At 63.7% G+C, this 24720-nt stretch carries 22 protein-coding genes; 4 read left to right on the plus strand and 18 right to left on the minus strand.

Going from position 1 to position 24720, the window contains the following annotated elements; genetic code table 11:
* Nucleotides 1–60: 60 nt before the first annotated feature.
* The 8 genes from QRN52_RS23470 to QRN52_RS23505 all read right to left on the minus strand — a co-directional run bounded on the left by QRN52_RS23470 (nucleotide 61) and on the right by QRN52_RS23505 (nucleotide 10503).
* The gene (locus tag QRN52_RS23470; RefSeq protein ID WP_236812181.1) at nucleotides 61–549 is read right to left on the minus strand and encodes a PTS sugar transporter subunit IIA; all 489 of its coding nucleotides are present in this window, start codon (nucleotides 547–549) and stop codon (nucleotides 61–63) included.
* A 39-nt stretch (nucleotides 550–588) separates the two neighbouring features.
* Nucleotides 589–2349, minus strand: a complete 1761-nt coding sequence (locus QRN52_RS23475; RefSeq protein WP_284756248.1) for a glycerol-3-phosphate dehydrogenase/oxidase — start codon at nucleotides 2347–2349, stop codon at nucleotides 589–591.
* 103 nt (nucleotides 2350–2452) lie between these two features.
* Entirely contained in the window at nucleotides 2453–3589 is a 1137-nt protein-coding gene (locus tag QRN52_RS23480) for a GuaB3 family IMP dehydrogenase-related protein (protein ID WP_284756250.1), read from the minus strand.
* Nucleotides 3590–3735: 146 nt separating this feature from the next.
* On the minus strand, nucleotides 3736–5247 hold the full coding sequence (gene guaB / locus QRN52_RS23485) for an IMP dehydrogenase (protein WP_184740509.1): 1512 nt from the start codon (nucleotides 5245–5247) through the stop codon (nucleotides 3736–3738).
* A 209-nt stretch (nucleotides 5248–5456) separates the two neighbouring features.
* Nucleotides 5457–7550, minus strand: coding sequence for an acyltransferase family protein (locus tag QRN52_RS23490; protein WP_284756251.1), 2094 nt, complete (start codon nucleotides 7548–7550; stop codon nucleotides 5457–5459).
* Between the two features lie 324 nt (nucleotides 7551–7874).
* The gene (groL, locus tag QRN52_RS23495; protein WP_284756252.1) at nucleotides 7875–9485 is read right to left on the minus strand and encodes a chaperonin GroEL; all 1611 of its coding nucleotides are present in this window, start codon (nucleotides 9483–9485) and stop codon (nucleotides 7875–7877) included.
* Nucleotides 9486–9571: 86 nt separating this feature from the next.
* Nucleotides 9572–9868, minus strand: a complete 297-nt coding sequence (gene groES, locus QRN52_RS23500; protein WP_028265041.1) for a co-chaperone GroES — start codon at nucleotides 9866–9868, stop codon at nucleotides 9572–9574.
* 224 nt (nucleotides 9869–10092) lie between these two features.
* Nucleotides 10093–10503 carry a hypothetical protein gene (locus QRN52_RS23505; RefSeq protein ID WP_284756253.1) on the minus strand — a complete coding sequence of 137 codons (411 nt, stop codon included), beginning with the start codon at nucleotides 10501–10503 and terminating at the stop codon, nucleotides 10093–10095.
* Nucleotides 10504–10580: 77 nt separating this feature from the next.
* Here QRN52_RS23505 and QRN52_RS23510 point away from each other — a divergent pair, with 77 nt between their 5' ends.
* Nucleotides 10581–11819: a THUMP-like domain-containing protein gene (locus QRN52_RS23510; protein ID WP_284756255.1), complete on the plus strand. Its 1239-nt coding sequence runs from the start codon at nucleotides 10581–10583 to the stop codon at nucleotides 11817–11819.
* 23 nt (nucleotides 11820–11842) lie between these two features.
* Here the strand turns inward: QRN52_RS23510 and QRN52_RS23515 are convergent, their stop codons facing one another.
* The 3 genes from QRN52_RS23515 to QRN52_RS23525 form a co-directional block, all read right to left on the minus strand.
* Nucleotides 11843–12661, minus strand: coding sequence for a shikimate 5-dehydrogenase (locus QRN52_RS23515; RefSeq protein ID WP_284756256.1), 819 nt, complete (start codon nucleotides 12659–12661; stop codon nucleotides 11843–11845).
* 50 nt (nucleotides 12662–12711) lie between these two features.
* Nucleotides 12712–12834, minus strand: coding sequence for a type B 50S ribosomal protein L36 (gene ykgO / locus QRN52_RS23520; protein ID WP_284756257.1), 123 nt, complete (start codon nucleotides 12832–12834; stop codon nucleotides 12712–12714).
* Nucleotides 12835–12900: 66 nt separating this feature from the next.
* Complete coding sequence (locus QRN52_RS23525; protein ID WP_284756259.1) at nucleotides 12901–14061, minus strand: GTP-binding protein; 1161 nt, start codon at nucleotides 14059–14061, stop codon at nucleotides 12901–12903.
* A 174-nt stretch (nucleotides 14062–14235) separates the two neighbouring features.
* Here QRN52_RS23525 and QRN52_RS23530 point away from each other — a divergent pair, with 174 nt between their 5' ends.
* Nucleotides 14236–15387, plus strand: a complete 1152-nt coding sequence (locus QRN52_RS23530) for a glutamate--cysteine ligase (RefSeq protein WP_284756260.1) — start codon at nucleotides 14236–14238, stop codon at nucleotides 15385–15387.
* 49 nt (nucleotides 15388–15436) lie between these two features.
* Here the strand turns inward: QRN52_RS23530 and tsaD are convergent, their stop codons facing one another.
* The 7 genes from tsaD to QRN52_RS23565 form a co-directional block, all read right to left on the minus strand.
* Nucleotides 15437–16546 carry a tRNA (adenosine(37)-N6)-threonylcarbamoyltransferase complex transferase subunit TsaD gene (gene tsaD, locus QRN52_RS23535; protein ID WP_284756261.1) on the minus strand — a complete coding sequence of 370 codons (1110 nt, stop codon included), beginning with the start codon at nucleotides 16544–16546 and terminating at the stop codon, nucleotides 15437–15439.
* Nucleotides 16543–16983 carry a ribosomal protein S18-alanine N-acetyltransferase gene (gene rimI / locus QRN52_RS23540; protein WP_390278950.1) on the minus strand — a complete coding sequence of 147 codons (441 nt, stop codon included), beginning with the start codon at nucleotides 16981–16983 and terminating at the stop codon, nucleotides 16543–16545. Before rimI ends, tsaD begins: the two co-directional genes overlap by 4 nt.
* Before the next feature lie 44 nt (nucleotides 16984–17027).
* The gene (gene tsaB, locus QRN52_RS23545) at nucleotides 17028–17699 is read right to left on the minus strand and encodes a tRNA (adenosine(37)-N6)-threonylcarbamoyltransferase complex dimerization subunit type 1 TsaB (RefSeq protein WP_284756265.1); all 672 of its coding nucleotides are present in this window, start codon (nucleotides 17697–17699) and stop codon (nucleotides 17028–17030) included.
* Nucleotides 17699–18274 carry a tRNA (adenosine(37)-N6)-threonylcarbamoyltransferase complex ATPase subunit type 1 TsaE gene (tsaE, locus tag QRN52_RS23550; RefSeq protein WP_284756266.1) on the minus strand — a complete coding sequence of 192 codons (576 nt, stop codon included), beginning with the start codon at nucleotides 18272–18274 and terminating at the stop codon, nucleotides 17699–17701. Before tsaE ends, tsaB begins: the two co-directional genes overlap by 1 nt.
* A 26-nt stretch (nucleotides 18275–18300) precedes the next feature.
* Nucleotides 18301–19506 (minus strand): alanine racemase, encoded by a 1206-nt coding sequence (gene alr, locus QRN52_RS23555; RefSeq protein WP_284756268.1) that lies wholly within the window; start codon nucleotides 19504–19506, stop codon nucleotides 18301–18303.
* A gap of 95 nt (nucleotides 19507–19601) precedes the next feature.
* Complete coding sequence (locus QRN52_RS23560; RefSeq protein WP_284756270.1) at nucleotides 19602–20708, minus strand: carbohydrate kinase family protein; 1107 nt, start codon at nucleotides 20706–20708, stop codon at nucleotides 19602–19604.
* Between the two features lie 40 nt (nucleotides 20709–20748).
* Complete coding sequence (locus QRN52_RS23565; RefSeq protein ID WP_390278797.1) at nucleotides 20749–21279, minus strand: GNAT family N-acetyltransferase; 531 nt, start codon at nucleotides 21277–21279, stop codon at nucleotides 20749–20751.
* 149 nt (nucleotides 21280–21428) lie between these two features.
* Between QRN52_RS23565 and mshA the strand changes: the two genes are divergently transcribed.
* Nucleotides 21429–22673, plus strand: coding sequence for a D-inositol-3-phosphate glycosyltransferase (gene mshA / locus QRN52_RS23570; protein WP_284756271.1), 1245 nt, complete (start codon nucleotides 21429–21431; stop codon nucleotides 22671–22673).
* Between the two features lie 229 nt (nucleotides 22674–22902).
* On the plus strand, nucleotides 22903–24597 hold the full coding sequence (locus QRN52_RS23575; RefSeq protein ID WP_284756272.1) for a formate--tetrahydrofolate ligase: 1695 nt from the start codon (nucleotides 22903–22905) through the stop codon (nucleotides 24595–24597).
* The last annotated feature ends 123 nt before the right edge of the window (nucleotides 24598–24720 follow it).

The raw sequence follows: 24720 nt of genomic DNA on the forward strand, positions 1-24720 counted from the left end.
GTGGGGCAGCAGGGTCCCTACGTGGCGCGGAACGCGACACGAAAGGGCCTGCCCCAATCTTTAGTGGTCGAAGAACACCAGGCTGGAGTTGATCAGTTCGGCGATGACTTCCGGGTCGTGGGCGCGCCGGAGGGATTCCCTGAACGATTCCTTGGACAGCGAGCGGGCCAAGGTCGCGAGGACTTCCAAGTGGTCCGAGAATGAACTGGCGGGCGTAGCGATGAGCAGGACCAGCGTGGCCGGTCCGTCGCTGGCGCCGAAGTCCAATGAGTGTCCGAACTTCGTGACACCAACAGCGATGGAAACCCGGGAAACAAACTCGCTGCGGGCATGCGGGAGGCCAATGCCGCCCGGTAGCCCGGTGGCAAGTTGGTGTTCGCGGGAGTTGACGACTTCGAGGAAGCCCTCAAGATCCGTAATGCGCCCGGCGGCGTAGAGCCTTTCCGCGAGCTGCCCCGCGGCATCAGTTTTGTCGACCGCTTCCATCTCGAGGATGACGGTCTCCGGCGTCGTCAGTTCGGCATCATACGGGTCCAGTGGTTCCGCCAAGTCGTTTTCCCTCCAGTGTGCCCAGCCAACCCAGGCCGCTCAGCGGAGGGGAACGATGTCATCGACGCCCATGCGCGCAGCATCGGCCGATTCGTCGTCGGGCTGCTGTTGGCTGAGCCGTTCAGCTTCCACCCGGGCCAGGTAGTGCTTGATTTCGCTTTCCCGCTGCGCGTCGCTCCAGCCAAGAATTTCTCCCATCAGCTTAGCGACAACGGGGACAGCGGAAACACCTCTGTCCCATGACTCGATCGAGATGCGGGTGCGTCGGGTCAGGACATCATGGACATGCCGTGCACCCTCGTGGGTCGCCGCATAGACGACCTCAGCCGCCAAATAGTCGTCGGCGCCAGGCAGTGGCTCGGCCATGGCCGGGTTGTCCTTGATGATGGCCAGGACTTCTGGGGTCATGGATCCGTAGCGGTTCAGCAAGTGCTCCACCCTGGCCACGTGGACCCCGGCCTCATCGGCGGTTCTTGCCCGCCGGTTCCATGCAGCTTTGAATCCCTCGGCGCCCAGGAGCGGGATGGTATCGGTGCAGCTCGAGGGCACGCGCTCGTCCATGGCCCTGGTTGCTTCGTCCACCGCGTCCTTCGCCATGACCCGGTACGTGGTGAACTTTCCACCCGCGACCACCACCAAGCCTGGAACGGGGTGCGCCACCACGTGTTCGCGTGAAAGCTTGGCCGTGGAGTCGCTCTCCCCCGCCAGCAGCGGACGGAGGCCCGCGTACACGCCCTCGACATCCTCGCGGGTCAAAGGCCGTTTCAAGACACGGTTGACGTGTTCAAGAACATAGTCGATGTCCTTCGTGGACGCGGCAGGATGCGCTTTGTCCAGCTTCCAGTCGGTGTCCGTTGTGCCGATGATCCAGTGCCGCCCCCAGGGGATGACGAACAGCACGGATTTTTCGGTCCTCAGGATCAACCCGACCGTGGACTGGAAGCGGTCGCGCGGCACCACAAGGTGTATGCCTTTGGATGCACGGACCTTGAGCTGGCCGCGATCCGTCACCATGGCCTGGGTCTCGTCTGTCCAGACTCCCGTGGCATTGACCACTTGCTTGGCGCGGACTTCGATGATGCTGCCGTCTTCCTGGTTTTCCACCTTCGCGCCCACTACGCGTTCGCCCTCGCGCACGAACGACACCACGCGCATCCTGTTCACGGCATGCGCTCCGTAATGTGCCGCTGTGCGGACGACGTTGACCACCAGCCTGGCGTCGTCAACCTGTGCATCGTAGTAGCGGATGGAACCGACAAAGGCATCGCTCTTGAGGCTGGGTGCGGCCCTCAGTGTTCCGCGCCGGAAGAGGTGCTTGTGCATGGGGACACCGCGGCTGTGGCCGGAGGTGAGGCCAAGCGTGTCGTAGAGGAAGATGCCGGCACCAACGTAGGGCCGCTCCCAAAAACGTCGGGTGAGCGGGTACAGGAACGGGACCGGACGGACAAGGTGTGGTGCGATCTGTTGGATCAGCAGTCCGCGCTCCTGGAGAGCTTCCTGGACCAGCGCGAAGTCCAGCATTTCCAAGTAACGCAACCCGCCGTGAATCAGCTTCGAGGACCTTGACGAGGTACCCGAAGCCCAGTCCCGGGCCTCGACGATACCCACGGACAAGCCGCGGGTCACCGCGTCCAAAGCCGCGCCTGCCCCGACCACGCCTCCCCCGACAATAAGGATGTCGAGTTCCTTGCCAGGCTCGGTGGTTCCCTTGAGGACTTCGATGGATCTGGCACGCGCCTCCGGACTCAATGCACCGCTTGATGCATCATCCCTTTGCGAACCATCTGCAACACTGCTCATTGGACGCCTCCCATCGCACAAAGCCCGTAGTTCCCCACACTACTTCTTGTCCAGCGGCTTGGGCAGGGTTTACGGGCGACCGCTAAAGCGGTCCGGGCGGGAGCTACTGGCCCGAGTAAGGCGAGACGACGACGTCGACCCTCTGGAACTCCTTCAGGTCCGAATAGCCGGTGGTCGCCATGGAGCGGCGAAGCGCGCCGATCAGGTTGGACGTGCCGTTGGTGTGGTGGCCAGGGCCGAAAAGTACTTCTTCGAGGGGACCGACAGTGCCGACGTTGACCCTGTCGCCGCGGGGCAGCTCAAGGTGGTGGGCTTCCTGGCCCCAGTGCCAGCCCTTGCCCGGGGCTTCTTCCGCGCGGGCCAAAGCGCTGCCGAGCATGACGGCGTCGGCGCCCATGGCGATGGCTTTGACGATGTCACCCGAAGTACCCATTCCGCCGTCGGCGATCACGTGCACGTAGCGCCCACCGGACTCATCCATGTAATCGCGCCGGGCAGCAGCGACGTCGGAAATGGCGGAAGCCATGGGCGAATGGATGCCGAGTGCACGGCGCGTGGTGGTGGTTGCGCCGCCGCCGAAGCCCACCAGGACACCGGCCGCGCCGGTACGCATGAGGTGCAAGGCCGGGGTGTAGCCAGCGGCTCCGCCGACGATCACCGGAACGTCGAGTTCGTAGATGAACTGCTTGAGGTTCAGCGGCTCATGGTTCTTGGAGACGTGTTCGGCCGAAACCGTGGTGCCCCGGATGACAAAAATGTCGACACCGGCAGCTACCACGGTCTTGTAGTGCTCCTGGGTGCGCTGCGGCGTCAGCGAACCGGCCACCGTCACGCCGGAGGCACGGATTTCCGCGAGCCTGGTGGTGATCAGTTCGGGCTGGATGGGGGCCTTGTAGAGCTCCTGCATGCGCCGTGTGACCGCTGGGCTGGCCGTTTCATCCGCAAGGGCAGAGATCTCGTCCAGCACGGACTGGGGGTCCTCGTACCGCGTCCACAAGCCTTCAAGGTCCAGCACGCCCAGACCGCCCAGCCGGCCAAGGGCGATGGCCGTTTCGGGCGACATAGCAGAGTCCATGGGTGCGGCGATCACTGGCATCTCGAACTTGTAGGCATCAATCTGCCATGAGACGGAAACGTCCTTGGGGTCGCGCGTCCGGCGGTTGGGGACGATCGCGATGTCATCCAGGGAGTAGGCACGACGCCCACGCTTGCCACGGCCAATCTCAATCTCATAAGTCACTGCTCTAGGTTATCCCAGTGCGACGCGATGTACCGGCAGGGTGACGTACAGCATGACCGCGGGCTTGCCGCGGAAATAGGCGAGCCCGCCACCTTCATGATGTAGGTGGCGGGCTCGCCTGAAACTGCCTATGACAGGAATTACGCCTAGCGGGAACCGTAGTTCGGAGCTTCGACGGTCATCTGGATGTCGTGCGGATGGGACTCCTTCAGCCCGGCCGCTGTGATGCGCACAAACTTGCCGCGTGCTTTGAGCTCGGCGATGGTCGGAGCACCCGTGTAGAACATGGTCTGGCGCAGGCCGCCGACCAGCTGGTATGCCACTGAAGAGAGCGGCCCGCGATATGCGACGCGGCCTTCGATGCCCTCCGGGATGAGCTTGTCATCGCCGGAAACGTCCGCCTGGAAGTAGCGGTCCTTCGAGTAGGACGTGTTCTTGCCACGGGACTGCATGGCACCGAGGGAACCCATCCCCCGGTAGCTCTTGAACTGCTTGCCGTTAACGAAGATCAGCTCACCCGGCGACTCGTCGCAGCCAGCCAGCAATGAGCCGAGCATGACGGTGTCGGCGCCGGCGACGAGGGCCTTGCCGATATCGCCCGAGTACTGCAGGCCGCCGTCGGCGATCAGCGGAACACCGGCAGGGATAGCCGCCTTCGAGGACTCGTAGATGGCCGTGATCTGGGGGACGCCCACGCCGGCAACGACGCGTGTGGTGCAAATGGAGCCCGGGCCCACGCCCACCTTGATGCCATCGGCACCGGCGTCGATCAGTGCCTGGGCACCTTCACGGGTGGCGGCCTGGCCACCGATGATGTCAACGTGCGCAGCAACAGGATCGGACTTCAGGCGCGTGATCATGTCCAGGACGCCCTGCGAGTGGCCGTTTGCGGTGTCCACGAACAGTGCGTCGACACCTGCGTCGATCAGGGTCATGGCCCGTTCCCAGCCATCGCCGAAGAACCCGATGGCGGCGCCGACGCGAAGACGGCCTTCCTCGTCCTTCGTCGCGAGCGGGTACTGCTCGGCCTTGGTGAAGTCCTTGGTGGTGATCAGGCCCTTGAGGCGTCCCTGCTCGTCAACGAGGGGCAGCTTCTCGATCTTGTTGGTGGCCAGCTTGTGCGAGGCCTCTTCGCGGCTGATGCCGACGTGCCCCGTGATGAGCGGCATCTTGGTCATGACGTCGCTGACCAGCCGCAGCGGGAAGTCGGACTCCGGCACGAAGCGGGTGTCGCGGTTGGTGACAATGCCCAGCAACCGGCCATCGGGGTCGATGACAGGAAGGCCCGAAACCCGGTAGCGCGAACACAGTTCGTCCAGTTCCTGAAGGGTGGCTTCAGGGTGGATGGTCAGCGGGTTGGTGATCATCCCGGACTCGGAGCGCTTGACGCGGTCGACGTGGTCGGCCTGGTCTTCGATGGACAAGTTGCGGTGAATGACGCCAAGACCGCCCTGGCGGGCCATGGCGATGGCCATGCGGGACTCGGTGACGGTGTCCATGGCGGCAGACAGCAGCGGCGTCTGGACCGAAATTCGCTTGGAGATCCGGGAGGAGGTGTCAGCTTCGGACGGAATGACGTTGGTGTGGCCCGGCAGCAGCAGGACGTCGTCATAGGTCAGGCCAACAAAGCCAAAGGGATCGTGTTCGGGCTGGGTCATGAGTGCGCCTCTTACCTTGGTTCTTGGGGGTTGCTCTGGTAGGGGTTGCAGCTGATGACCAGCCCGTCATTACGGGACTGGCCTGTGCACAAAGGTTCTGAATAAATAGTAGAACCTCGCCGCCGATCCCCATATTCCGCGAGGGCAATGTGAGCAACGGCACCCGGGGCCTTCCGTCGTCGAGCTGGCCGACCGCCTAGCCGGCCCAGTCAGCTCCACCCGGTGGCGGCCAGCCACCTTTCCTTGAACATGGGCGCCATGCTCTCAACATAAGTCTTCGAGAGGTGGTTGTTGTCCAAATAGACGAAGGTGTTCCCCACAACCCCAGGGCATTCGCCGCCGTTGCAAATCAGATCGGTCATGTCCAATATGGACAAGCCTGGATACTTGCCTTGAAGGGACGCGAGCGGGTTTTGGGCCGCAAGCAGCTGGGCCTCGCCGGGGTTGCAATCGGGGCTGTGTTGTCCTTTGACCGCGACGCAATCAGCCATATTGAAGTCGAATCTCGGGTTGTCACGCACGGCGATGACGTTGATGCCCTTCCCTGTGAGCATCTTCACCGTGTCTTCAAAGCCAACCGTCAGCTGTTCATCGGGCGACGAGGGCGATGCCGCCGTCCCCACGAGGAACACAGCACTCGGCGGATGCTCATCGATTTGCTGGACAACTGCGTCATCGAAGGTCTTGCATTGCGCGTCCAGGCCGGATGTATCCACGGTGAAAGGACAAGCGCCGAGCAACAAGTGATACAGGCGCCATTGCTCCTGATCCGCCATGGGGGCCACCGCAGCCATCCACTGCTCCGCATGCGAGTCACCCAGAACCAGGATGGTGCGGGCAGCATCAGCGGACTGATTGTTCTGGCCGCACGCCCCTTGAAGGATCTTCGAGGCGGGCTTCAGGTCTCCTGTGCATTGGCTGGGCAAGTGCATCCAGTCCTGGGCCAGCTTTTCCGCGGTGGGAAGCAGAACCGCGTTCGCACCCACTTCGTTGACGTAGCCCGGCACCAACGCAGCAGCTCCAGGGTTGTCCTTTTGTGCTTGGTCCATGGCGATTTTGGCGGTCACTGCCTGCTGCACATTGAAACCGAGCAACGGCACTATCGCGATCGTGAGGCAGGCGACGATCGCGACGGCGGCACGTCGGCGGTTTACTTCCGGCCACTTCCATTCCCTGAACGGCTTCTCGACGAATTTGGTAGTCAGGAAGGCCAAAACCAAGGCGGTTGCAATGATGACTGTCCCGGAGAGCCAGCCGGCGTGGTCTTTTCCAGTCCAGATGAGGGAGATGACCAGCAACGGCCAATGCCACAGGTACAGCGCGTAGGAGTTGTCGCCCAGACGGACAAGAGGCCTGGAGCTCAGGATCCGGTCCACTCCGAAACGGCTACCGGTCTGGCCTGCGGCAATAACGCAGGCCGCTGCCAAGGTGGGCCAGAGGGCCACGAAGCCCGGGAACGCCGTCTGGACCTGAAGCACGATCCCGCAGCTCAGCATGGCGACAACGCCGGCCCACCCCATCACCACGCGCACGGTCTTCGAAATCTTCAGCACCGGCAATACAAGGGCGGCCAGCGTTCCGAGGGCGAACTCCCACAGCCTGGCGAAGGTATCAAAGTAGGCAGTCGTTTGGTTCGACGCCGTGGCAATGATCGAGTAGGTGAGCGACACCAGGAAGATCAGCCCGAACACATAGGTCAGGGCAACCCTGTAACGAAGGCCATACTTTCTGCAGACCAAGGCGACGAGCGCGAAAATGACCGGCCAAAGGATGAAGACCTGGCCTTGAATCGAAAGGGACCAGAAATGCTGCAGCGGACTCGCCTGGCTGCGGTCGGCGGCGTAGTAGTTGACGGCCTCCCGTTGGAGCAGCCAGTTCTGGACGTAGAAAAGGGACGCCCAGACCTGGTCAACCAAAGCTGCCCAACGGGTCTTGGGGAGTACCAAGAAGATGGCAGCCAAGGTACCCAGGAGAACCACGACAGTGGCCGGAAGCAGCCGCCGGAACAGGTGAAGCCAGTGCCTCAGCAGATCCATGGGCCGGTGGTGCGCATAACGGTTTGTGAACTGCAATGTCATCAAGAAGGCGGAGACCAGAAGGAAGACATCTACACCGCCGGAAACCCTGCCGAACCACACGTGGTACGTAACCACCATGAGCACTGCAAGGGAGCGAAGGCCTTGAATTTCGGGCCGAAACTTCGACTTTCGCCCTGTGTCACTGGAACGACGCTGCTCCTTGGTTGTAGCCGTCGCTTGCGCAGTTGACACCACAATGCCCCTCAATGACCTAGATCGAACCATAAATCTTACTGATTCGTAATGTTCAATGCGAATCGGAAATCCATCCGAGAAGCATCCATCACTCAATTAGGTCATGCCCGGCTGGACGTTCACAGGACGAATGCCGAGTGCCAACTGTGGGCTCGTATTCGGGAGCGAAAGTGGTCAGGGGCGTACATGCAAGAGGCCCGGCCCCCTGAGGGGGACCGGGCCTTCTTTCACGCAGCTGGGCCCACGCCGCCCGGGTTCCCTGGCCGAAGCGAAGCGAGGCTAGGGAGGCGGTCTGGGCCCACGCCGCCCGGGTTCCCTGGCCGAAGCGAAGCGAGGCTAGGGAGGCGGTGGGGACTAGTGGCTGTGGCCTGCGTGCTCGTCTTCCTCGGCCGGCTTCTCGACAACCAGGGTCTCGGTGGTGAGAACCAGGGCTGCGATGGACGCGGCGTTCTGGAGCGCGGAGCGGGTGACCTTGACGGGGTCGATCACGCCAGCGGCGATCAGGTCCTCGTACACTCCGGACTTCGCGTTGAATCCGTGGTTGTCTTCCAGCTCGGCAACCTTGGCGACGACGACGTAGCCGTCGAAGCCGGCGTTCTGGGCGATCCAGCGAAGAGGCTGGGTCAGGGCGCGGCGGACGATGCCGACGGCGGCAGCCGCGTCACCTTCCAGGGCCTTGACTGCGGCGTCCTCGTCCAGTGCCTTGAGCGCGTGGATGAGGGCGGATCCACCGCCGGAGACGATGCCTTCCTCAAGGGCCGCACGCGTGGAGGACACTGCGTCCTCGATGCGGTGCTTCTTTTCCTTGAGCTCGACTTCGGTGGCTGCGCCGACCTTGATGACGCCGATGCCGCCGGCCAGCTTTGCCAGCCTTTCCTGCAGCTTTTCCCGGTCCCAGTCGGAGTCGGTGCGGGTCAGCTCGGCGCGGATCTGGGCGACGCGTGCTGCGACGTCCTCGGGCGTGCCAGCGCCGTCAACGATGGTGGTGTTGTCCTTGGTGACGGTGATCCGGCGGGCACTGCCGAGGACCTCGAGGCCAACCTGGTCCAGGGACAGGCCGAGCTCCGGGGAGACAACCTGTGCGCCGGTCAGTGTGGCAATGTCCTGCAGCATGGCCTTGCGGCGGTCGCCGAAGCCCGGGGCCTTGACGGCAACGACGTTCAGGGTGCCACGGATACGGTTCACGATCAGCGTGGACAGTGCCTCGCCGTCGATGTCCTCAGCGATGATGAAGAGCGGCTTGGCAGCCTGCAGGGCCTTCTCAAGGAGCGGCAGGAATTCCTGCAGCGAGGAGATCTTGCCCTGGTTGATCAGGATGAGCGCGTCTTCCAGAACGGCTTCCTGGCGTTCCGCGTCAGTGACGAAGTACGGGGACAGGTAGCCCTTGTCGAACTGCATGCCCTCGGTGAGGACCAGTTCGGTCTGCGTGGTGGAGGACTCTTCGATGGTGATGACGCCATCCTTGCCGACCTTGCCGAACGCCTCGGCGAGAAGCTCGCCAACCTCATCGCTCTGGGCGGAGATCGCGGCAACGCTGGCAACCTGGGTGCCTTCTACTTCGCGGGCGTTCTCCAGGAGGCGGGCAGCCACGGCCTGGACGGAAACCTCGATACCGCGCTTGATTTCGCCAGGGGCGGCTCCGGCGGCAACGTTGCGCAGGCCTTCCTTGACGAGTGCCTGTGCCAGCACGGTGGCCGTGGTGGTGCCGTCGCCAGCGACGTCATTGGTCTTGGTGGCGACTTCCTTGGCCAGCTGCGCGCCAAGGTTCTCATACGGGTCGTCGAGTTCGACTTCGCGGGCGATCGTCACGCCGTCGTTGGTGATGGTGGGAGCGCCCCACTTCTTGTCCAGAACGACGTTGCGGCCACGCGGGCCAAGGGTGACCTTGACGGTGTTGGCGAGCTTGTCAATGCCTGCTTCGAGCGAGCGACGGGCAGCGTCGTTAAACGCAAGCTGCTTTGCCATGGTTGTGTCCTTTCAAGACGGAAAACCCGCACCGCTGATTCGACCGGAAGAAGTCCGACTCGATCTGCGATGCGGGATCCAGGGAATTACTTAACGACGATCGCCAGAACGTCGCGGGCGGACAGAACGAGGTATTCGTTGCCGCCGGTCTTGACTTCAGTTCCGCCGTACTTGGAGTAGATGACGACGTCGCCGACGGTTACGTCGACGGGGACGCGGTTGCCGTTGTCATCGAAGCGGCCGGGGCCAACTGCAACAACTTCGCCTTCCTGCGGCTTTTCCTGTGCAGTGTCCGGGATGACCAGGCCGGAAGCCGTGGTCTGCTCTGCTTCGAGCGGGCGGACAACAATGCGATCCTCGAGAGGCTTAATGGAGACCGACACTCGGATCTCTCCTTTACGTGAGGTAGTACATGGACTATCAAACCAGGGGTGCCGTGGCGTGCTTACCGTCGTCGCGGTGCCGGTAAGTGCCTGGCGGCATGATTAGCACCCGCCTAGGGAGAGTGCTAATCAAGACTCTATGTAAGCATTAGCACTCGGTCAAGGCGAGTGCCAGAATTCCGTCACGGGTGAACGTCCCAAGAGCCGCTTCCGGCTCAAGTAGTTCATTGCCCGGCGAGGTCGTCGAAGTCAACGTCCTCACCGTCGTCGTACTCTTCCTTCGGCGCGTTTCCGCGGTTCAGGTAGAGCACTACGCCGCTGGCGAGCGCGACGACGCCGAACACCACCAGCCCGACGATCGCTCCGATGCGCGCACCGGTGTAGGTGTCGCGGATCTCCCGGGCCTCATCCGTGGCGTCCTGGACGCTCTTTCCGGTCATCGAGTAGGTGGCAGCGTTGAAGGAGTCGAGGAAGAAAATAATGATCAACAGCGCGATGCAGACAATGGCGATCAAGGCACCCACGATGAGCGCGGGGCGGGCATACTTGGAGAGATTTCCGGCGAACGGGCGTTTATCGGGGGCAAAGGGAGAACCATTGGCGTCGTCAGGCTGGCGTACTGGGTTGTCTTCCATGGCATCAACCCTATCCGCCCGGGTGCTCCCGGCTCCCCCTCCGCACTGTATGACGGGCGAGCACTAGGCTAGTTCCCATGGCTGACACACCCCCGGACCAGATTGCCCCCTTGCTGACAACGGAGGGTTGGGAACTGCTGGCATCCTTGGGACCATACCGTGACGGCGAAGCGTTCGCCCTCAATGCGCGCCTGCGCAAAGATGGCCACTCCCCCGCACTCGTGGCGGCCGTCCTCACCCAGTCCAGGCTCCGCACGCGGGCCGAGGCCAAGTTCGGAGAATTCGCCCGGCAGATGCTCTTCACCCAGGCGGGCCTGGAACAGGCCACCCGGCTCAATGTGGCAGCCAGGCACGCCGAGCGATTCGCCAAGGCGGGCACGCAGCACGTAGCGGACCTCGGCTGCGGGCTTGGAGCCGACTCCATGGCGATGGCCTCCATGGACATCAAGGTCACCGCCGTGGAACTGGATGAGACTACCGCAGCGTGCGCCACCATCAACCTCATGCCTTTCCCGCATGCGTCGGTGGTGCACTCTGACGCCACGTCCGTGTCCCTCGACGGGGTCGACGGCGTGTGGCTCGATCCGGCGCGCCGCACGACGTCGTCGTCGGGTACCAAACGGATCTGGGATCCGGAGGCGTTCTCGCCGCCGTTGTCCTTCGTTGAATCGCTTGCCGCTACCGGCAAGTCCGTCGGGGTCAAGATGGGCCCGGGAATGCCGCACGAATCGGTTCCGGCCGACTGCGAGGCACAGTGGGTTTCGGTGGGAGGGGACGTCACGGAAGTAACGCTGTGGTTCAACGACGTCGCCCGTCCGGGCATCCGCCGCGCGGCCTTGGTGCTCGGGCCCCAGGGCGCAGCCGAGATCACCAGCGGCGAAGATTTCGACGGCGGCCCGGTGCCCGACGTCGGGCCCGTGGAGGGATACCTGTACGAACCGGACGGGGCGGTGATCCGTGCGGGCCTGGTGGCCGATGTCGCACTCCGGCTCGGCGGCCACTTGGTGGACCAACACATCGCCTATATCTGCGCTCCGGAACTGGTTGAGACACCGTTCGCCCGCGCCTACAAAGTCCTGGAAGTCATGCCGTTGAACATCAAGGCCCTCAAAGCGTGGGTGAAGGCCAACGGCGTCGGGGTCCTGGACATCAAGAAGCGCGGCACCTCCGTCACCCCTGAGGAACTGCGCAAACAGTTGCTGCCGGCTGGAAAGGGCTCGGCAAAAGGCCGCGGCAACAAAACAGCCACCCTGGTCCTCACCAGGATCGGCGAGGAAAAGGTGGCTGTTGTGGTGGAGCCGGTAGCCGCTGCCTGAGCTGGTCTCTGGGCCGTGGTGCCCTATTGGGCGCGGGTGAACTCCTCGGCAGCGGCCACCTGCTCCGGCGTGGGCGTGATGCCCGTGTAGAGCACGAACTGTTCGAGCGCCTGGATGGTGGCTACCTCGGCGCCGCTGATCACGGTCTTTCCTGCCGCACGGCCGGCCTTGATGAGCGGCGTTTCGGAGGGGAGGGCGACGACGTCGAACACTACCTGCGCGGCCGCCACCGCCGCTTCGGGGAAGGACAGCGAGCCGGACTCGGGTCCGCCGGCCATGCCGATCGGTGTGACGTTGACGAGGACGTCCGCCGTCGACTCCCCCAGTTCGGCCTGCCAGCCGAAGCCGTAGAGTCCTGCGAGGGACTGCCCGAGCTTTTCGTTCCGGGCAACCACAGTAACGCGGGAGAATCCGGCGTCGCGGAAGGCCGCCGCGGTGGCCTTGGCCATACCGCCGGACCCACGGAGCAGCACGGACGACGCCGGGTCGATCGCGTTGCGCTCGATCAGCTGGGCGATCGCGGTGTAGTCCGTGTTGTAGGCCGTCAGCACGCCGGCGTCGTTCACGATCGTGTTGACCGAGTCGATAGCGGCGGCCGAAGCATCCATCCGGTCGACGAGGGCGATGACGTCTTCCTTGTAAGGCATCGAGACGGCACAGCCGCGGATGCCCAGGCCGCGCACGCCGGCGATCGCGTTCGGGAGGTCGGTGGGAGCGAAGGCCTTGTAGATCCAATTCAGGCCGAGCGCTTCGTACAGGAAGTTGTGGAAACGCGTTCCGTTATTGCTTGGCCGGGCAGAGAGAGAAATACAGAGCGTCATGTCTTTATTGAGGATCGGCATAACGGGGCTTCCTTCGCGTAGCGGGTTCTCTGCCCAGCCTAGACGGGGAGCTAGCCTTGGCGCGCCTTGAAGCGCGGATTCAGCTTGTTGATGACAAAGGTGCGGCCGCGCCGGCGGATCACTTGAGCGCCGGGGATCTTCTTGAGGGCACGCAACGAGTTCCTGACTTTCATGGGGTTCTCCTTCTCGGGTTTTGACTTGTTTGATTCGGGCTTTGTTCCACCGAGGCTGGAGCTCGGCTAAAGGGTGGATTCGAGTTCAAAAGGGTCCTCGAGTCCAGCGAAGCCGTGCCGCAGCTCCGCTTCGCTCAGTGCACAACTGTCCAGCAGGGCCCGGATTTCCGCGGCGTCGAGGTCCTCCCCTCGTCCGGTCACGGCCAGCACAGTGCCGCGGTCACCAAAGCGGGGGTGCCAGTCGAGAACGGCGTCGACGTCGTGGAGTGCCTTTCCGTGCTGCAGCCCTTTGCCGTCGAGGACAGGGCCGGCGCCGGCGTCCGCAAGCCACTCGCCAGTGCTCTCGAGCCAAACACGCGGCCCGATTCCCTGCACCGCGATCCGAACCTTGGCCGCCGAAGCAATCCACAAGCGGCCCCGCATCCAGTGGCATCCCTCGGCCAACTTGGGGAGCGCCTCCTGGAAGCGCCCCGGATGAAGCGGACGCTCCACTTTGTGGAGCACTGTCCGGAAACTCCCCGACTCCTCCTCGAGCGGCACCCTCACGGAACCACGACGGAGTCTCGCGAGAGCCTCGGCGCCGTCGTAGCAGCCGGGCCGGAAGTCGTCGTCGCCCGCGGAAATGGCTGCGTGCGGCGCAAGCTGCCCAAGAAGTTCCACGCCGTGGGTCCAGGCCTCGCTTGAGTCCGGGCGCAAGCCGGTGAGCTCTGTCCCCAGACCGGCGTGCACCATGACAGTATCCGCGTGGCTCAATTCCCCAATGAGAAATTCTCCGCTGGTGCGGTCATCTTCGGGCATGGCCGTGAAGCCGGATTCATACAGGGTGTGTTTGTCCCAGATATGGTCTTCCAGGCCGGAGGGATCGATCGCCAACACGGCGTTGTCAATGAGGGCAGGCCGCTCAAGGCCCCGTTTGAGTTCGGCCACCGCCATCTCCACGGAGACACCCGGTGGCAGGCCCAGGACGATGTGGTCATGGCCGGAGGACGCGAGGCGTTCCGCCGTCGGGACAACATCAAGGCGGACCGTGCAGCTGAGGCAACCGTGCTCCAAGACGGTTTGTGCCCGCTCCACCAGTTCGCCGTCGCGGAAAACCCTCCGCAAAACGACGGAACCGTCCAGGAGGTCGTGAAGGACCACCACCGAATCGCGGTGGGTCCGCCCAAGCCTGGCGGTGGCCGCTTCGCGGCATTGGCTGTCCAGTGAGCTGACAACAGAAAGATGCATGTCAACTATCATAGATGCAAATAATTCTCATTAGCAAAAGTTGGTTTCCTGTTTTACCTCGCGGTTCCCATCATGCGGTACCGTACCGCCCCTGCATTAGACTTGAGCCAACCGCTGACGGCCCCACGGCGGGCATTGCTCAGGGCGTTTTTGGCAAATACCGAGGGGACCCACGTGCAGATTGATTTCGCTTCATCCAGGCAGTCGACCCTGGGGGTGGAATGGGAGCTCGCGCTCGTCAACGCACGCACCGGCGAATTGGTCTCCGTTGCGAATGAGGTCCTGCGGGGCGTGGCATCGCGGCATCCGGACTTGAACGAAGACGACGAGCATCCGCACATCAAACGGGAACTGCTCTTGAACACCGTGGAACTTGTCACGGGCGTGTGCAACACCGTCAAGGAAGCCAAGGAAGACCTGGCCCGGTCCCTGCGGGCCGTCAGGGAAGTCACCGACCCCATGGGGGTGGAGCTTTTCTGCGCCGGAAGCCATCCCTTCAGCCCGCCTCAGCTCCAGCCGGTCTCGGACAAAGAACGCTATGCCAAACTGATCGACCGCACCCAATGGTGGGGACGGCAAATGGTCATCTACGGGGTGCACGTCCATGTCGGCCTGGACCGAAGGGACAAGGCGCTCCCCATCCTCGATGGCTTGGTCAACTACTTCCCGCATTTCCAGGCATTGTCCGCTTCGAGCCCGTTCTGGGGCGGCGAAGACACTGGCTATGCGTCACAACGCGCCCTCATGTTCCAGCAACTGCCCACGGCAGGGCTGCCTTTCCAGTTCCCCAGCTGGGCCGAATACGAGTCCTATGTCCAGGACATGTTCACTACCGGAGTGATCGACACCCTGTCCGAAATCCGCTGGGACATCCGGCCCGTGCCGAATCTGGGCACGATCGAAATGCGCATTTGCGACGGCCTGGCCACCCTTGAGGAAGTCGGCGCTGTCGCTGCCCTGACCCAATGCCTCGTGGACGAGTTCTCCACGATCCTGGACAACGGCGGCAGCATTCCGACCATGCCGCCATGGCACATCCAGGAAAACAAGTGGCGCGCCGCCCGTTACGGCATGGACGCGATCATCATCCTCGATGCCGAAGGCAACGAGCAGCTCGTCACTGAGCATCTGAAGGAAACGCTGCTGCGCCTGGCGCCTGTCGCGGAAAAGCTGGGTTGCTCGGCGGAACTGGCCGACGTCGAAAAGATCATCGCCCGCGGAGCAGGCTACCAGCGCCAGCGCCGCGTCGCCGCCCAGCACGACGGCGATCTTCACGCGGTCGTGCAGGATCTCGTGGAGCAAATGCGGTCCGTTCCGACCGCATAGCCTCCGGCCGCTTAGCCCTGCTGTCCAGCATGCAGCCGGACTCCGGCGCCTACACCGATACCGTGGTCACCGGTAGGGAAGAATCCGGAGCGAACGCGACGCCGCTAGGATCGATTCCCGCCATGATGAGCTGCGAGCCCAAGGCAGCAACCATGGCGCCGTTGTCGGTGCACAGTGGCAGCGGCGGCACATGCAAGGTGATCCCGGCAGAGCTGCAGCGTTGCCCTGTCAGCTCACGGAGCCGGGAGTTGGCTGCAACGCCGCCGCCCAGCAGGAGGTCCGTGATCCCGTTCTCCTTGCACGCCAGGACAGCCTTGGACGTGATCACGTCCACTACCGCTTCCTGGAATGCAGCCGCGATATCGGCAACGGGAACGTCCTCACCGCGCGCTTCGAACTGTTCAACGCAGCGCGCGACGGCGGTCTTGAGCCCGCTGAAGGACCAATCGTAGCGATGGGGTCCCGGCTCCTCCGTGGTTCCCATGTACTTGGGTTGCGTCAGGCCGCGCGGGAAGCGGATGGCCTTGGCGTTGCCTTCCTTGGCGAGTTTGTCGATGGCCGGTCCGCCCGGGTAGCCAAGGCCCAGGAGCCTCGCCACTTTGTCGTAGGCCTCGCCCGCGGCGTCGTCGATCGTGGAGCCTAGCATCTCGACGTCGTCGGTGATGCTGCGGATGCGCAGGATTTCCGTATGCCCGCCAGAGACCAGCAACGCGCCGAGATTTTCCGGCAGCCGGCCGGCCGAACCGAGTCCCCCAGTGCCGCCGGCACCCCCGTCAAGGAGCGCGACGCCGACATGCGCCACCAAGTGGTTGATCGCATAGAGCGGTTTGCCCGTGGCAACAGAAAGTGCCTTGGCCGCGCAAACACCCACCATGAGCGCGCCCGCCAAGCCAGGTCCGGAGGTCACGGCGATGGCGTCGATATCGTCCAGCGTGACCCCTGCCTCGTGCAAGGCCTCCTGCAGCGTGGGAACAAAAGCGTCCAAGTGCGCACGCGAAGCGATCTCCGGAATGACGCCGCCGAAGCGGACGTGCTCGTCCATCGAGGAAGACACCGTGTTGGTCAGCAAAGTGGTGCCACGGACAATCCCTACGCCGGTTTCGTCGCAGGAGGACTCGATCCCTAGCACGAGCGGCTGGACGGTGTGGGAGCGGTTCATGCCGGAATTCCTTCAGTCAATGTCAGCCTCATGATGAGGGCATCCGTACCGTCGCGGTAGTACCGCCGACGCACATGGATCTGCTCGAAGCCGAACCGCACGTACAAGGCCTGCGCGCGCGGATTGTCGGCACGGACCTCCAGGAGCACTTCCACCGCGCCGCGCCGTCGGGCCTCTTCGATCAGTTCCGTGAGGATGGCGGAGCCAATTCCCCTGCCTTCGAATTCGGGCACGACGGCGATCGTCTGGACGTCGGCGATCGGCTCGATGCACATGAGCCCCGCGTAGGCCACAATCTGGCCGTCGGATTCGGCAACCACGTAGCGGCGGGTATCAACCTGGGCAAGTTCATCGAAAAACATCTGCATCGGCCACGCATCCACCGGGAAGAGCCGACGTTCGAGGACCTCGACGGCAGTGACGTCGTCAGCGGTCATGTCGCGCAAGGTCACGCCGTCGAGTTTGAACTGGTACGAGGGGTTCACAGGGCACGCTTCCTCGGGCCCGGCACTTGCGCATCGGATTCCCGCAAATACAAGGGTGTGGAATCCGGCAGCTCCGCGCCTGCTGCCAAGAGGGCCATGGCGAACTGGCCCAACGAGGCGGCGTCGGGCTGGGTGCTGCTGAATTCCTCGTTCGCGTTGACCACGTCCGCATAGATGCCTCCGCCGGCACCGAAGACCGGGAGATCGGGCAACTCCGATGCGAAACCGACGTGCGGACCGTCCACGAGCTCCGGGAGCTGGCTATCGTTGAGCGTGTAGCGCGCCCAGTAGACCTCCTTGCGACGGGCATCCGTGGCCACGAGGAACTCTGCCTGCGCCTCCGTTGATTCGGCCACTTCCAAAGCGATCGCGTCCAGGCTCATCAGACCGAAAAGCGGCTTGTTCCACGCAAATGCCAAAGTGCGGGCCGTTGCAATCCCTGAACGAAGCCCGGTGAATGGTCCTGGGCCAACGCCCGTGACGATGAGGTCGATGTCGGCGCCGCTGACGCCGGCGTCGGCCAGGAGTTTCTCAATGCCGGGCGCCAGCACCTCGGCATGGCTGCGGGTGTCCTCCGTGGCGAAGGACTCCACTACGCCTTCCAGGGCATCGTCCGAGATGAGTGCCGCACTCGCCACGGCCGAAGTATCAATGGCCAAAATCAGCATCAGGCGTTCTCCTCCAGTAATTCCGGCACGGCGCTCCAGCGAGGGCCAAAGCCGCGGAAAACGATAGTGCGCGGTTCGTCGTCGTCCTCCGGGTCGAAGTCCAGCACAGCATCCTGGGTCGTGGCCGCACTGGCGACCGTCGAATCCGCGCCGCCCACCGTCCGGTGCATCTCGATGTCCAAGCGACTATCCGAAAGGTGTTCCACGCGCTCGCGCCCCCATTCGACAACCGTCACTGAGTTGTCCATGGTGTTTTCGAGGTCGATGTCGTCGATTTCCGCGGCGGACGCCAGCCGGTAAGCATCAACGTGGACCAAATCCGGGCCGCCGGGGCGTGGCCCGTCGGGCAGGTTGGGGTGAATCCGCACCAGGACGAACGTGGGCGAGATGACGCCGGCACGGACGCCCAGTCCTTCGCCGAGTCCCTGCGTGAAGGTGGTCTTGCCGGCACCGAGTTCGCCTGTCAGGACGAGCAGGTCGCCCGGCTCAAGGACCCCGGCGAGCGCCGAGCCCAACGCGTGCGTCTGCTCCGCCGTCGCGACCTTGACGGTCCGTTCCCACAATGCCGCACTCAACGGGGTCCTATCAATCGAAGCCCCGCTCACCGCGCATCCGCCGCCGGAGTCTCATTGACGTAGATGCGCGGCACGCGCGGGCTGATGCGGGTGACAATCTCATAGTTGTTGGTTCCCGCGGCGGCAGCCCAGTCGTCCGCCGTCGGGCCGCCGTCGGCTCCGTCACCAAACATGACGGCTTCGGCACCCAGCCAACCGGCTTCGTCCGTCACCGCATTCCCAAGGTCGATGACCATCTGGTCCATGGCGATCCGGCCCACAACGGGGTAGTTGACCCCGCTGACCCGCACCGGTCCGCCGGTGGCGACCCGCGGCACGCCGTCGGCATAACCGAGCGGGATCAGGCCCAAGGCACTCTCGCTGGAAGTCCGGTAGTTGAGTCCGTAGGACACCCCTTGGCCTTCGGGCACGCGCTTGCAATTGGAAACGAGGGTGCGCACCGTCATGGCGGGGCGGAGACCAAGTTCCGCAGAGCTTTGTCCTTCGAAAGGGGACAATCCGTAAAGGCCGAGCCCCACGCGGACGAGGTCGAAGTGGGCATCCGGGCGCGAAAGCGTGGCGGGAGTGTTGGCGAGATGCCGGACTTCGGTGTCCACTCCGGCGTCCTCGGCCACGGCAATCGCTTCCCGGAAGGCCGCCAACTGCTCGTCGGTCTCGGGACGGTGGGGTTCATCGGCCACGGCCAAGTGCGAAAAGATACCCACAACGCGCAGGAGGCCCTCGTCCTGGTATTCCATGGCCTGGCCCACCACTTTGTCCCATTGGGCAATGGTGGAGCCGTTGCGGCCCAGGCCGGTGTCAACCTTGAGATGGATACGGGCCGGCCGCTCCTGTTCGCGCGCCGCGGCGACCACCGCGTCCAGCTCCCAGCCGGATATCCCGACGTCGACGCCGGCGGCGACCGCCGCTTGGAAGTTGCTTTGGGTGGTGTGCAACCAAGCCAGCATGGGGGCATCGATTCCGGCAGCGCGTAGCGCCAAAGCCTCCGAAATATGGGCAACACCGAGCCATCGGGCGCCGGCTTCAAGGGCTGCCCGCGCCACCTGCACTGCGCCGTGCCCATAGGCGTCGGCCTTGACCACGGCCATGACGTTTGCAGGCGAGGCGATGGCCACGAACTGGCGTACGTTGTGCCGGACGGCGTCCAGGTCAATGACGGCTGATCGTTCGAGGACCGTTGCCGAACCCGATTTCGTCGAGGGCTCGAAACTGGCAGCTGCTTCGTAAGTCACCCTCACGATTCTAGTGCCGCGGCGGCGTGCGGGTTGACTGGGGGTGTAGGGGTTGTCCAGCAGGGTGAGCGGCTTGTCCGGCGAGTGAGCGCCGCTCACGCGTCCGAGTTGTGGGCGATCGTGGCTGTCGCACGACGTTGGGCCCCGGGCGGGACATCCTCCACAATGTCCTCGAGGAAGGCGAACCGTTTGAGCCACTGGCTGGACTGCCGCTCCCTCCGGGCGTTCGCTCGCTGCCACCAGTCGGCGATGTCACCCCAACCAGGCGCAGCAAGCGAGCCGCCCACTTCCTGCACCGCCAGCGAGGCGCAAAGATTGGCAAAACGGAGCCGGTCTCCCAAAGGCCACCCGGCCAGGCAGCCCACAACAAACGCCGCACCAAAGCAGTCGCCCGCTCCCGTGGGGTCGTACGCCGTCACGGGAAGGGACGGCACCCATTCCTCCTCACCGGTTTCGGAATCCACGGCCATGGCTCCCTGCGCACCCAACGTCACTACAGCCACCGGAACGCGGTCGGCGAGCGTGTAGAGCGCAGACCATGGGTTGTCCTTGCCGGTAAAGGCCATCGCCTCCCGTTGGTTCGGCATGAAGGCGTAGAAATTGCTGAGCTGGTCCAGCCGCTTCGACGACCACGCCCCGGTCGGATCCCATCCTGCGTCGCCGAAGAGTTTGACGCCGGCTTTCCGCGCCGCCAACATCCATGGCTCCGGCTCCTCGGCGAGATCCGCGACGGCAGCGAGCGCCTTGGGCGGATCGCCAATCAGTTCGGACGCGCTCATGGGCGAGGGGTGGCCGTGGGTGACCATGGAACGGTCCTGATCGACGCACAAGGAGACGGTGACCGGGGAATGCCAGCCCTCGAACCGCCTGGACAGGGAAAGGTCAACATGCTCCTGGCTTTCCAGGATGCGCCAGTTGAAGTCCCCGTATCCGTCATCCCCGAAGGCCGCCGCAAGGCTGGTTCGCAGCCCAAGCCGGGCAGCCGCGATGGCTTGGTTGGCCACGCCGCCAGGGCAGGTCCCCATGCCTTGGCTCCACACTTCGGTCCCTGGTTCAGGGCTTCGGTCCAGTCCGGTAAAGATGATGTCCTGGAACACTGTGCCTGTCAGCAGAAGATCGCACCCCGAATCAGCCCCGTCTTCCCGCTCATCCCCGCGGATGGCAGCGAGGGGATCGAATCCAGTCCTGGGCGTTGCGTCCATGCACGGCAGACTACGCCGCGGCCACGATTGTGCAAAGCTCTTAGAGCTCCTGGTACATGACGTGCAGCCCCACGTAGCCAAGGGTCGGATGCTGGAAGGCCTCGGGGATCGTCGCCATGATGCGGAAGCCCATGGACTGCCACAGGCCCACTGCGCGGACGTTGCTCTCGACGACCGCATTGAACTGCATGGCCTTGAACCCGGAATCCCGGGCGGCAACCAAGGAATACGCACACAGCGCTCGAGCGATTCCCTGCCCGCCGTGGTCGGCATGGACCATGTAGCCGGCGTTGGCCACATGGCTTCCGCCGCCGCCCTGGTTGGCGTGCAGTTCACCGGTGCCCAGCACTTCGCCGTCGCGCACTGCCACGAAGGTCAGGCCGGGCGCCTCCTTGAACCATTTGCCCCGTGCCGTTTCTTCGGTGGTGTCGCGGTCCCAGGTGAATGTCTCCCCTGCCCGGATCACGGGTTCCAGGACGGCCCAGATCCCGGGCCAGTCGCTTTCCTCGGCGGGCCGGATCTCGTACTTAACGGCCGTCGGCGTTCCTGCTTCGCTGTTTGAGTGGCTCACGTCCGTTACGGTATCAGCCCGCCATGCGCAGCGGGCCCTCTTGGTCCGGCTGCAATGCCAGGGAGGTCAGGAGTAGTGTTTTCGCTGGGACGCAGAGGATTTGTCACTTTGCGAGGCTTGTTGAATTGCGTTGGATACAGGAGGTAGAGGTGTCGTTGATCCGTCGCGTGGCCTTCCTGTCACTCCACACTTCCCCCATGGAGCAGCCGGGTTCGGGCGATGCCGGCGGCATGAATGTGTACGTCCGGGCGCTGGCCATGGCGTTGGCGGATCTTGGCGTGGAGGTAGAGATCTTCACGCGTTCGACGTCCGCCGGGCAGCCCGCCGTCGAACATCCCGGTCCCGGCGTCTGCGTCCATAACGTCCTGGCAGGCCCGCCCCGGAAACTGCCCAAGGAGGAACTTCCCGAGCTCCTCCATGCCATGGTTGCCGAAATCGAGAGGATCCGGCAACGGCAACCGCACGGCCGTTACGACGCCATCCATTCGCACTACTGGGTTTCCGGTGTGGCCGGCCTGGAACTCTCCGCATTGTGGAACGTGCCGCTGATCCACACGATGCACACGATGGCGAAGGTCAAGAACTTGGTGCTCGAATCCGGCGAGCGGCCTGAACCGCGCCTGCGTGAAGACGGCGAACAACGGATCGTGGATGGGGCCACGCGCCTCGTGGCCAACACGCCCGCCGAAGCCCAGGAGCTCGTATCGCACTACAACGCCGATTTCGACCATATCGACATCGCACCCCCCGGCGTTGACCTCACCGTGTTCACTCCAGCGTTCCGGGCCCGGTCCCGCGCCGAACTTGGTGTGCGGCCGGGCAGTTTCCACTTGCTCTTCGCCGGACGCATCCAACGGCTCAAGGGCCCGCAGGTCTTCATCGAGGCTGCCGGCATCCTCCGCAAGAGGCGGCCCGACATCGACCTCGAGCTGACCATCCTTGGCGCCTTAAGCGGCGCCAAGGACTTCAATCTACAGTCCTTCATCACGGCCGCAGGGCTCGACGACGTCGTAACGCACCGTGCGCCGGTCAAGGCGCCCAAGCTGGCGGGCTGGTTCCGGTCAGCCGACGTCGTGCTGATGCCATCCTTCAGCGAATCGTTCGGGCTTGTTGCCCTCGAGGCGCAGGCTTGCGGCACTCCGGTGGTGGCCACCAACGTGGGTGGACTGTCCCGCGCTCTTGCCGACGGTCGGACGGGTATTTTGGTTAACGGCCACGATCCCTCCCGCTGGGCCGACGTCATCGAAGCCCTGTACGACGATCCCCGCACCCGCGAAGATATGGGTCGTGCCGCCGCCGTGCATGCGGAGTCCTTCGGCTGGCAGAGGACGGCAGCCATCACGCTCGAGAGCTACCACGCAGCCATCGGTGCTGTCCTCCTCCGCCCAAGCTAGACCCTCGCTCACCAATGTGCCCCCCGGCGACGCTCGCTCACCTATGTGTCCCCTCCCGCGACGCTCGCTCACCAATGAAGGCAATCCCGACGACGCTCGCTCACCAATGTGCCCCCTCCCGGCGACGCTCGCTCACCTATGTGCCCAATCCCGACGACGCTCGCTCACCAATGGGGACACGCCTGATAGATTGTCGCGCACAGTGTTCCGCACGGATTTGAGGACAAGGATGTCTGAAAACAAGATCTTGAGCGACCTTGAAATTGCCCAGAATGCGGCGATGCGTCCCATCGAGGAGATCGCGGAGCGTGCCGGGATCAACGTCGATGCGTTGGAACTGTACGGCCGGTTCAAGGCGAAGATCGATCCCGCCAAGCTCCGTCTCCCGGATGCCAAACGCGCGGGCAAGGTAGTCCTCGTCTCGGCTATGTCCCCAACGCCCGCGGGTGAGGGAAAATCCACAACCACGGTAGGACTTGCCGATTCCTTGGCGCGGGCCGGTCACCGCGTGATGATCGCGCTACGCGAACCGTCCCTTGGACCGATCTTGGGCATGAAGGGAGGCGCGACCGGGGGCGGCTATTCCCAGGTTCTCCCCATGGACCAGATCAACCTGCATTTCACCGGCGACTTCCACGCGATCACCTCGGCAAATAATGCCCTGATGGCCCTCGTGGACAACCACATATTCCAAGGCAACGAGCTCAACATTGATCCACGCCGCATGACCTTCAAACGGGTTCTCGATATGAACGACCGCTCGCTGCGCGAGATCGTCATCGGCTTGGGCGGGCCCGCTCAGGGAGTGCCGCGACAGGACGGATTCGACATAACCGTGGCGTCCGAAATCATGGCCGTCTTCTGCCTCGCGACGGACTTGGATGACCTCCGCGAGCGCCTCGGCCGCATCACTTTCGGATACAGCTATGACCGTCAGCCGGTCACCGTGGCCGATCTCGGCGTCCAGGGTGCCCTGACCATGCTGTTGAAGGACGCCATCAAACCGAATCTCGTGCAGACCATCGCAGGAACGCCGGCCCTGGTGCACGGCGGCCCGTTCGCCAACATCGCGCACGGCTGCAACTCGCTCATCGCCACACGAACTGCCCAACAACTCGCCGACATTGTGGTCACGGAAGCTGGATTCGGCGCCGACCTCGGTGCCGAAAAGTACATGGACATCAAGTCGCGCATCGCGGACGTGGCGCCGTCCGCCGTCGTCGTGGTCGCGACTATCAGGGCGCTGAAGATGCAGGGTGGCGTCCCGAAGGAGCTGCTCAAGGAGCCCAACGTCGAGGCACTCGCCGCTGGGGTCGAGAACTTAAAACGGCACGTCCACAATGTGGAGAAGTTTGGCGTCACACCGGTTGTTGCAATCAATAAATTCTCGACGGACACAAGCGAAGAGCTCGAATGGTTGCTGGCTTGGTGCGCCCAGGAGGGAGTGCAGGCGGCAGTGGCGGACGTCTGGGGCCGAGGTGGAGGGGGCGACGGCGGTGACGAGCTCGCGGCGAAGGTCGCCGCGGCGGTGGCGGCAGCAACGCCGTCGGACTTCCGGCACTTGTACCCCCTTGGCCTGTCCATTGAAGACAAGATCCGCACGATCGTGCAGGAAATCTATGGTGCCGACGGTGTGGAGTTTTCGGTCCCAGCGCTCAGGCGCCTCGCGGACATCCGGAGAAACGGCTGGAGCGGAATGCCCGTTTGCATGGCAAAGACGCAGTATTCATTCACTGACGACGCGTCCCAGTTGGGCGCCCCCAAAGGTTTCACGGTCCACGTCCGCGAGCTGATTCCCAAGACCGGGGCGGGCTTCATTGTCGCTCTGACGGGTGCTGTCATGACGATGCCGGGTTTACCTAAGGAACCCGCCGCGATGCGAATGGACGTCGATGAGCATGGCAACCCGGTGGGCCTCTTCTGACCCTCGCTCACGTATGTGGCACTTTCGGGAAACCCTCGCTCACGTATGTGGCACTTTCGGGAAACCCTCGCTCATCGTCAAGCTGGTTGTGAGTCATTCATTACCTGTTGATTGAAGGAGCCG

The sequence above is a fragment of the Arthrobacter sp. efr-133-R2A-120 genome (assembly GCF_030209835.1).
Lineage (GTDB): Bacteria > Actinomycetota > Actinomycetes > Actinomycetales > Micrococcaceae > Arthrobacter.

What these genes read in the sequence shown, in the direction of transcription:
- groL (WP_284756252.1), bottom strand. Translation starts at nt 9,485, where the DNA reads ATGGCAAAGCAGCTTGCGTTTAACGACGCTGCCCGTCGCTCGCTCGAA.
- QRN52_RS23490 (WP_284756251.1), bottom strand. Translation starts at nt 7,550, where the DNA reads ATGGTTCGATCTAGGTCATTGAGGGGCATTGTGGTGTCAACTGCGCAA.
- tsaB (WP_284756265.1), bottom strand. Translation starts at nt 17,699, where the DNA reads ATGCTGATTTTGGCCATTGATACTTCGGCCGTGGCGAGTGCGGCACTC.
- QRN52_RS23525 (WP_284756259.1), bottom strand. Translation starts at nt 14,061, where the DNA reads ATGCATCTTTCTGTTGTCAGCTCACTGGACAGCCAATGCCGCGAAGCG.
- QRN52_RS23475 (WP_284756248.1), bottom strand. Translation starts at nt 2,349, where the DNA reads ATGAGCAGTGTTGCAGATGGTTCGCAAAGGGATGATGCATCAAGCGGT.
- QRN52_RS23560 (WP_284756270.1), bottom strand. Translation starts at nt 20,708, where the DNA reads ATGGACGCAACGCCCAGGACTGGATTCGATCCCCTCGCTGCCATCCGC.
- QRN52_RS23505 (WP_284756253.1), bottom strand. Translation starts at nt 10,503, where the DNA reads ATGGAAGACAACCCAGTACGCCAGCCTGACGACGCCAATGGTTCTCCC.
- rimI (WP_390278950.1), bottom strand. Translation starts at nt 16,983, where the DNA reads ATGACCGCTGACGACGTCACTGCCGTCGAGGTCCTCGAACGTCGGCTC.
- guaB (WP_184740509.1), bottom strand. Translation starts at nt 5,247, where the DNA reads ATGACCCAGCCCGAACACGATCCCTTTGGCTTTGTTGGCCTGACCTAT.
- QRN52_RS23575 (WP_284756272.1), top strand. Translation starts at nt 22,903, where the DNA reads ATGTCTGAAAACAAGATCTTGAGCGACCTTGAAATTGCCCAGAATGCG.
- QRN52_RS23515 (WP_284756256.1), bottom strand. Translation starts at nt 12,661, where the DNA reads ATGCCGATCCTCAATAAAGACATGACGCTCTGTATTTCTCTCTCTGCC.
- ykgO (WP_284756257.1), bottom strand. Translation starts at nt 12,834, where the DNA reads ATGAAAGTCAGGAACTCGTTGCGTGCCCTCAAGAAGATCCCCGGCGCT.
- QRN52_RS23510 (WP_284756255.1), top strand. Translation starts at nt 10,581, where the DNA reads ATGGCTGACACACCCCCGGACCAGATTGCCCCCTTGCTGACAACGGAG.
- tsaD (WP_284756261.1), bottom strand. Translation starts at nt 16,546, where the DNA reads ATGAACCGCTCCCACACCGTCCAGCCGCTCGTGCTAGGGATCGAGTCC.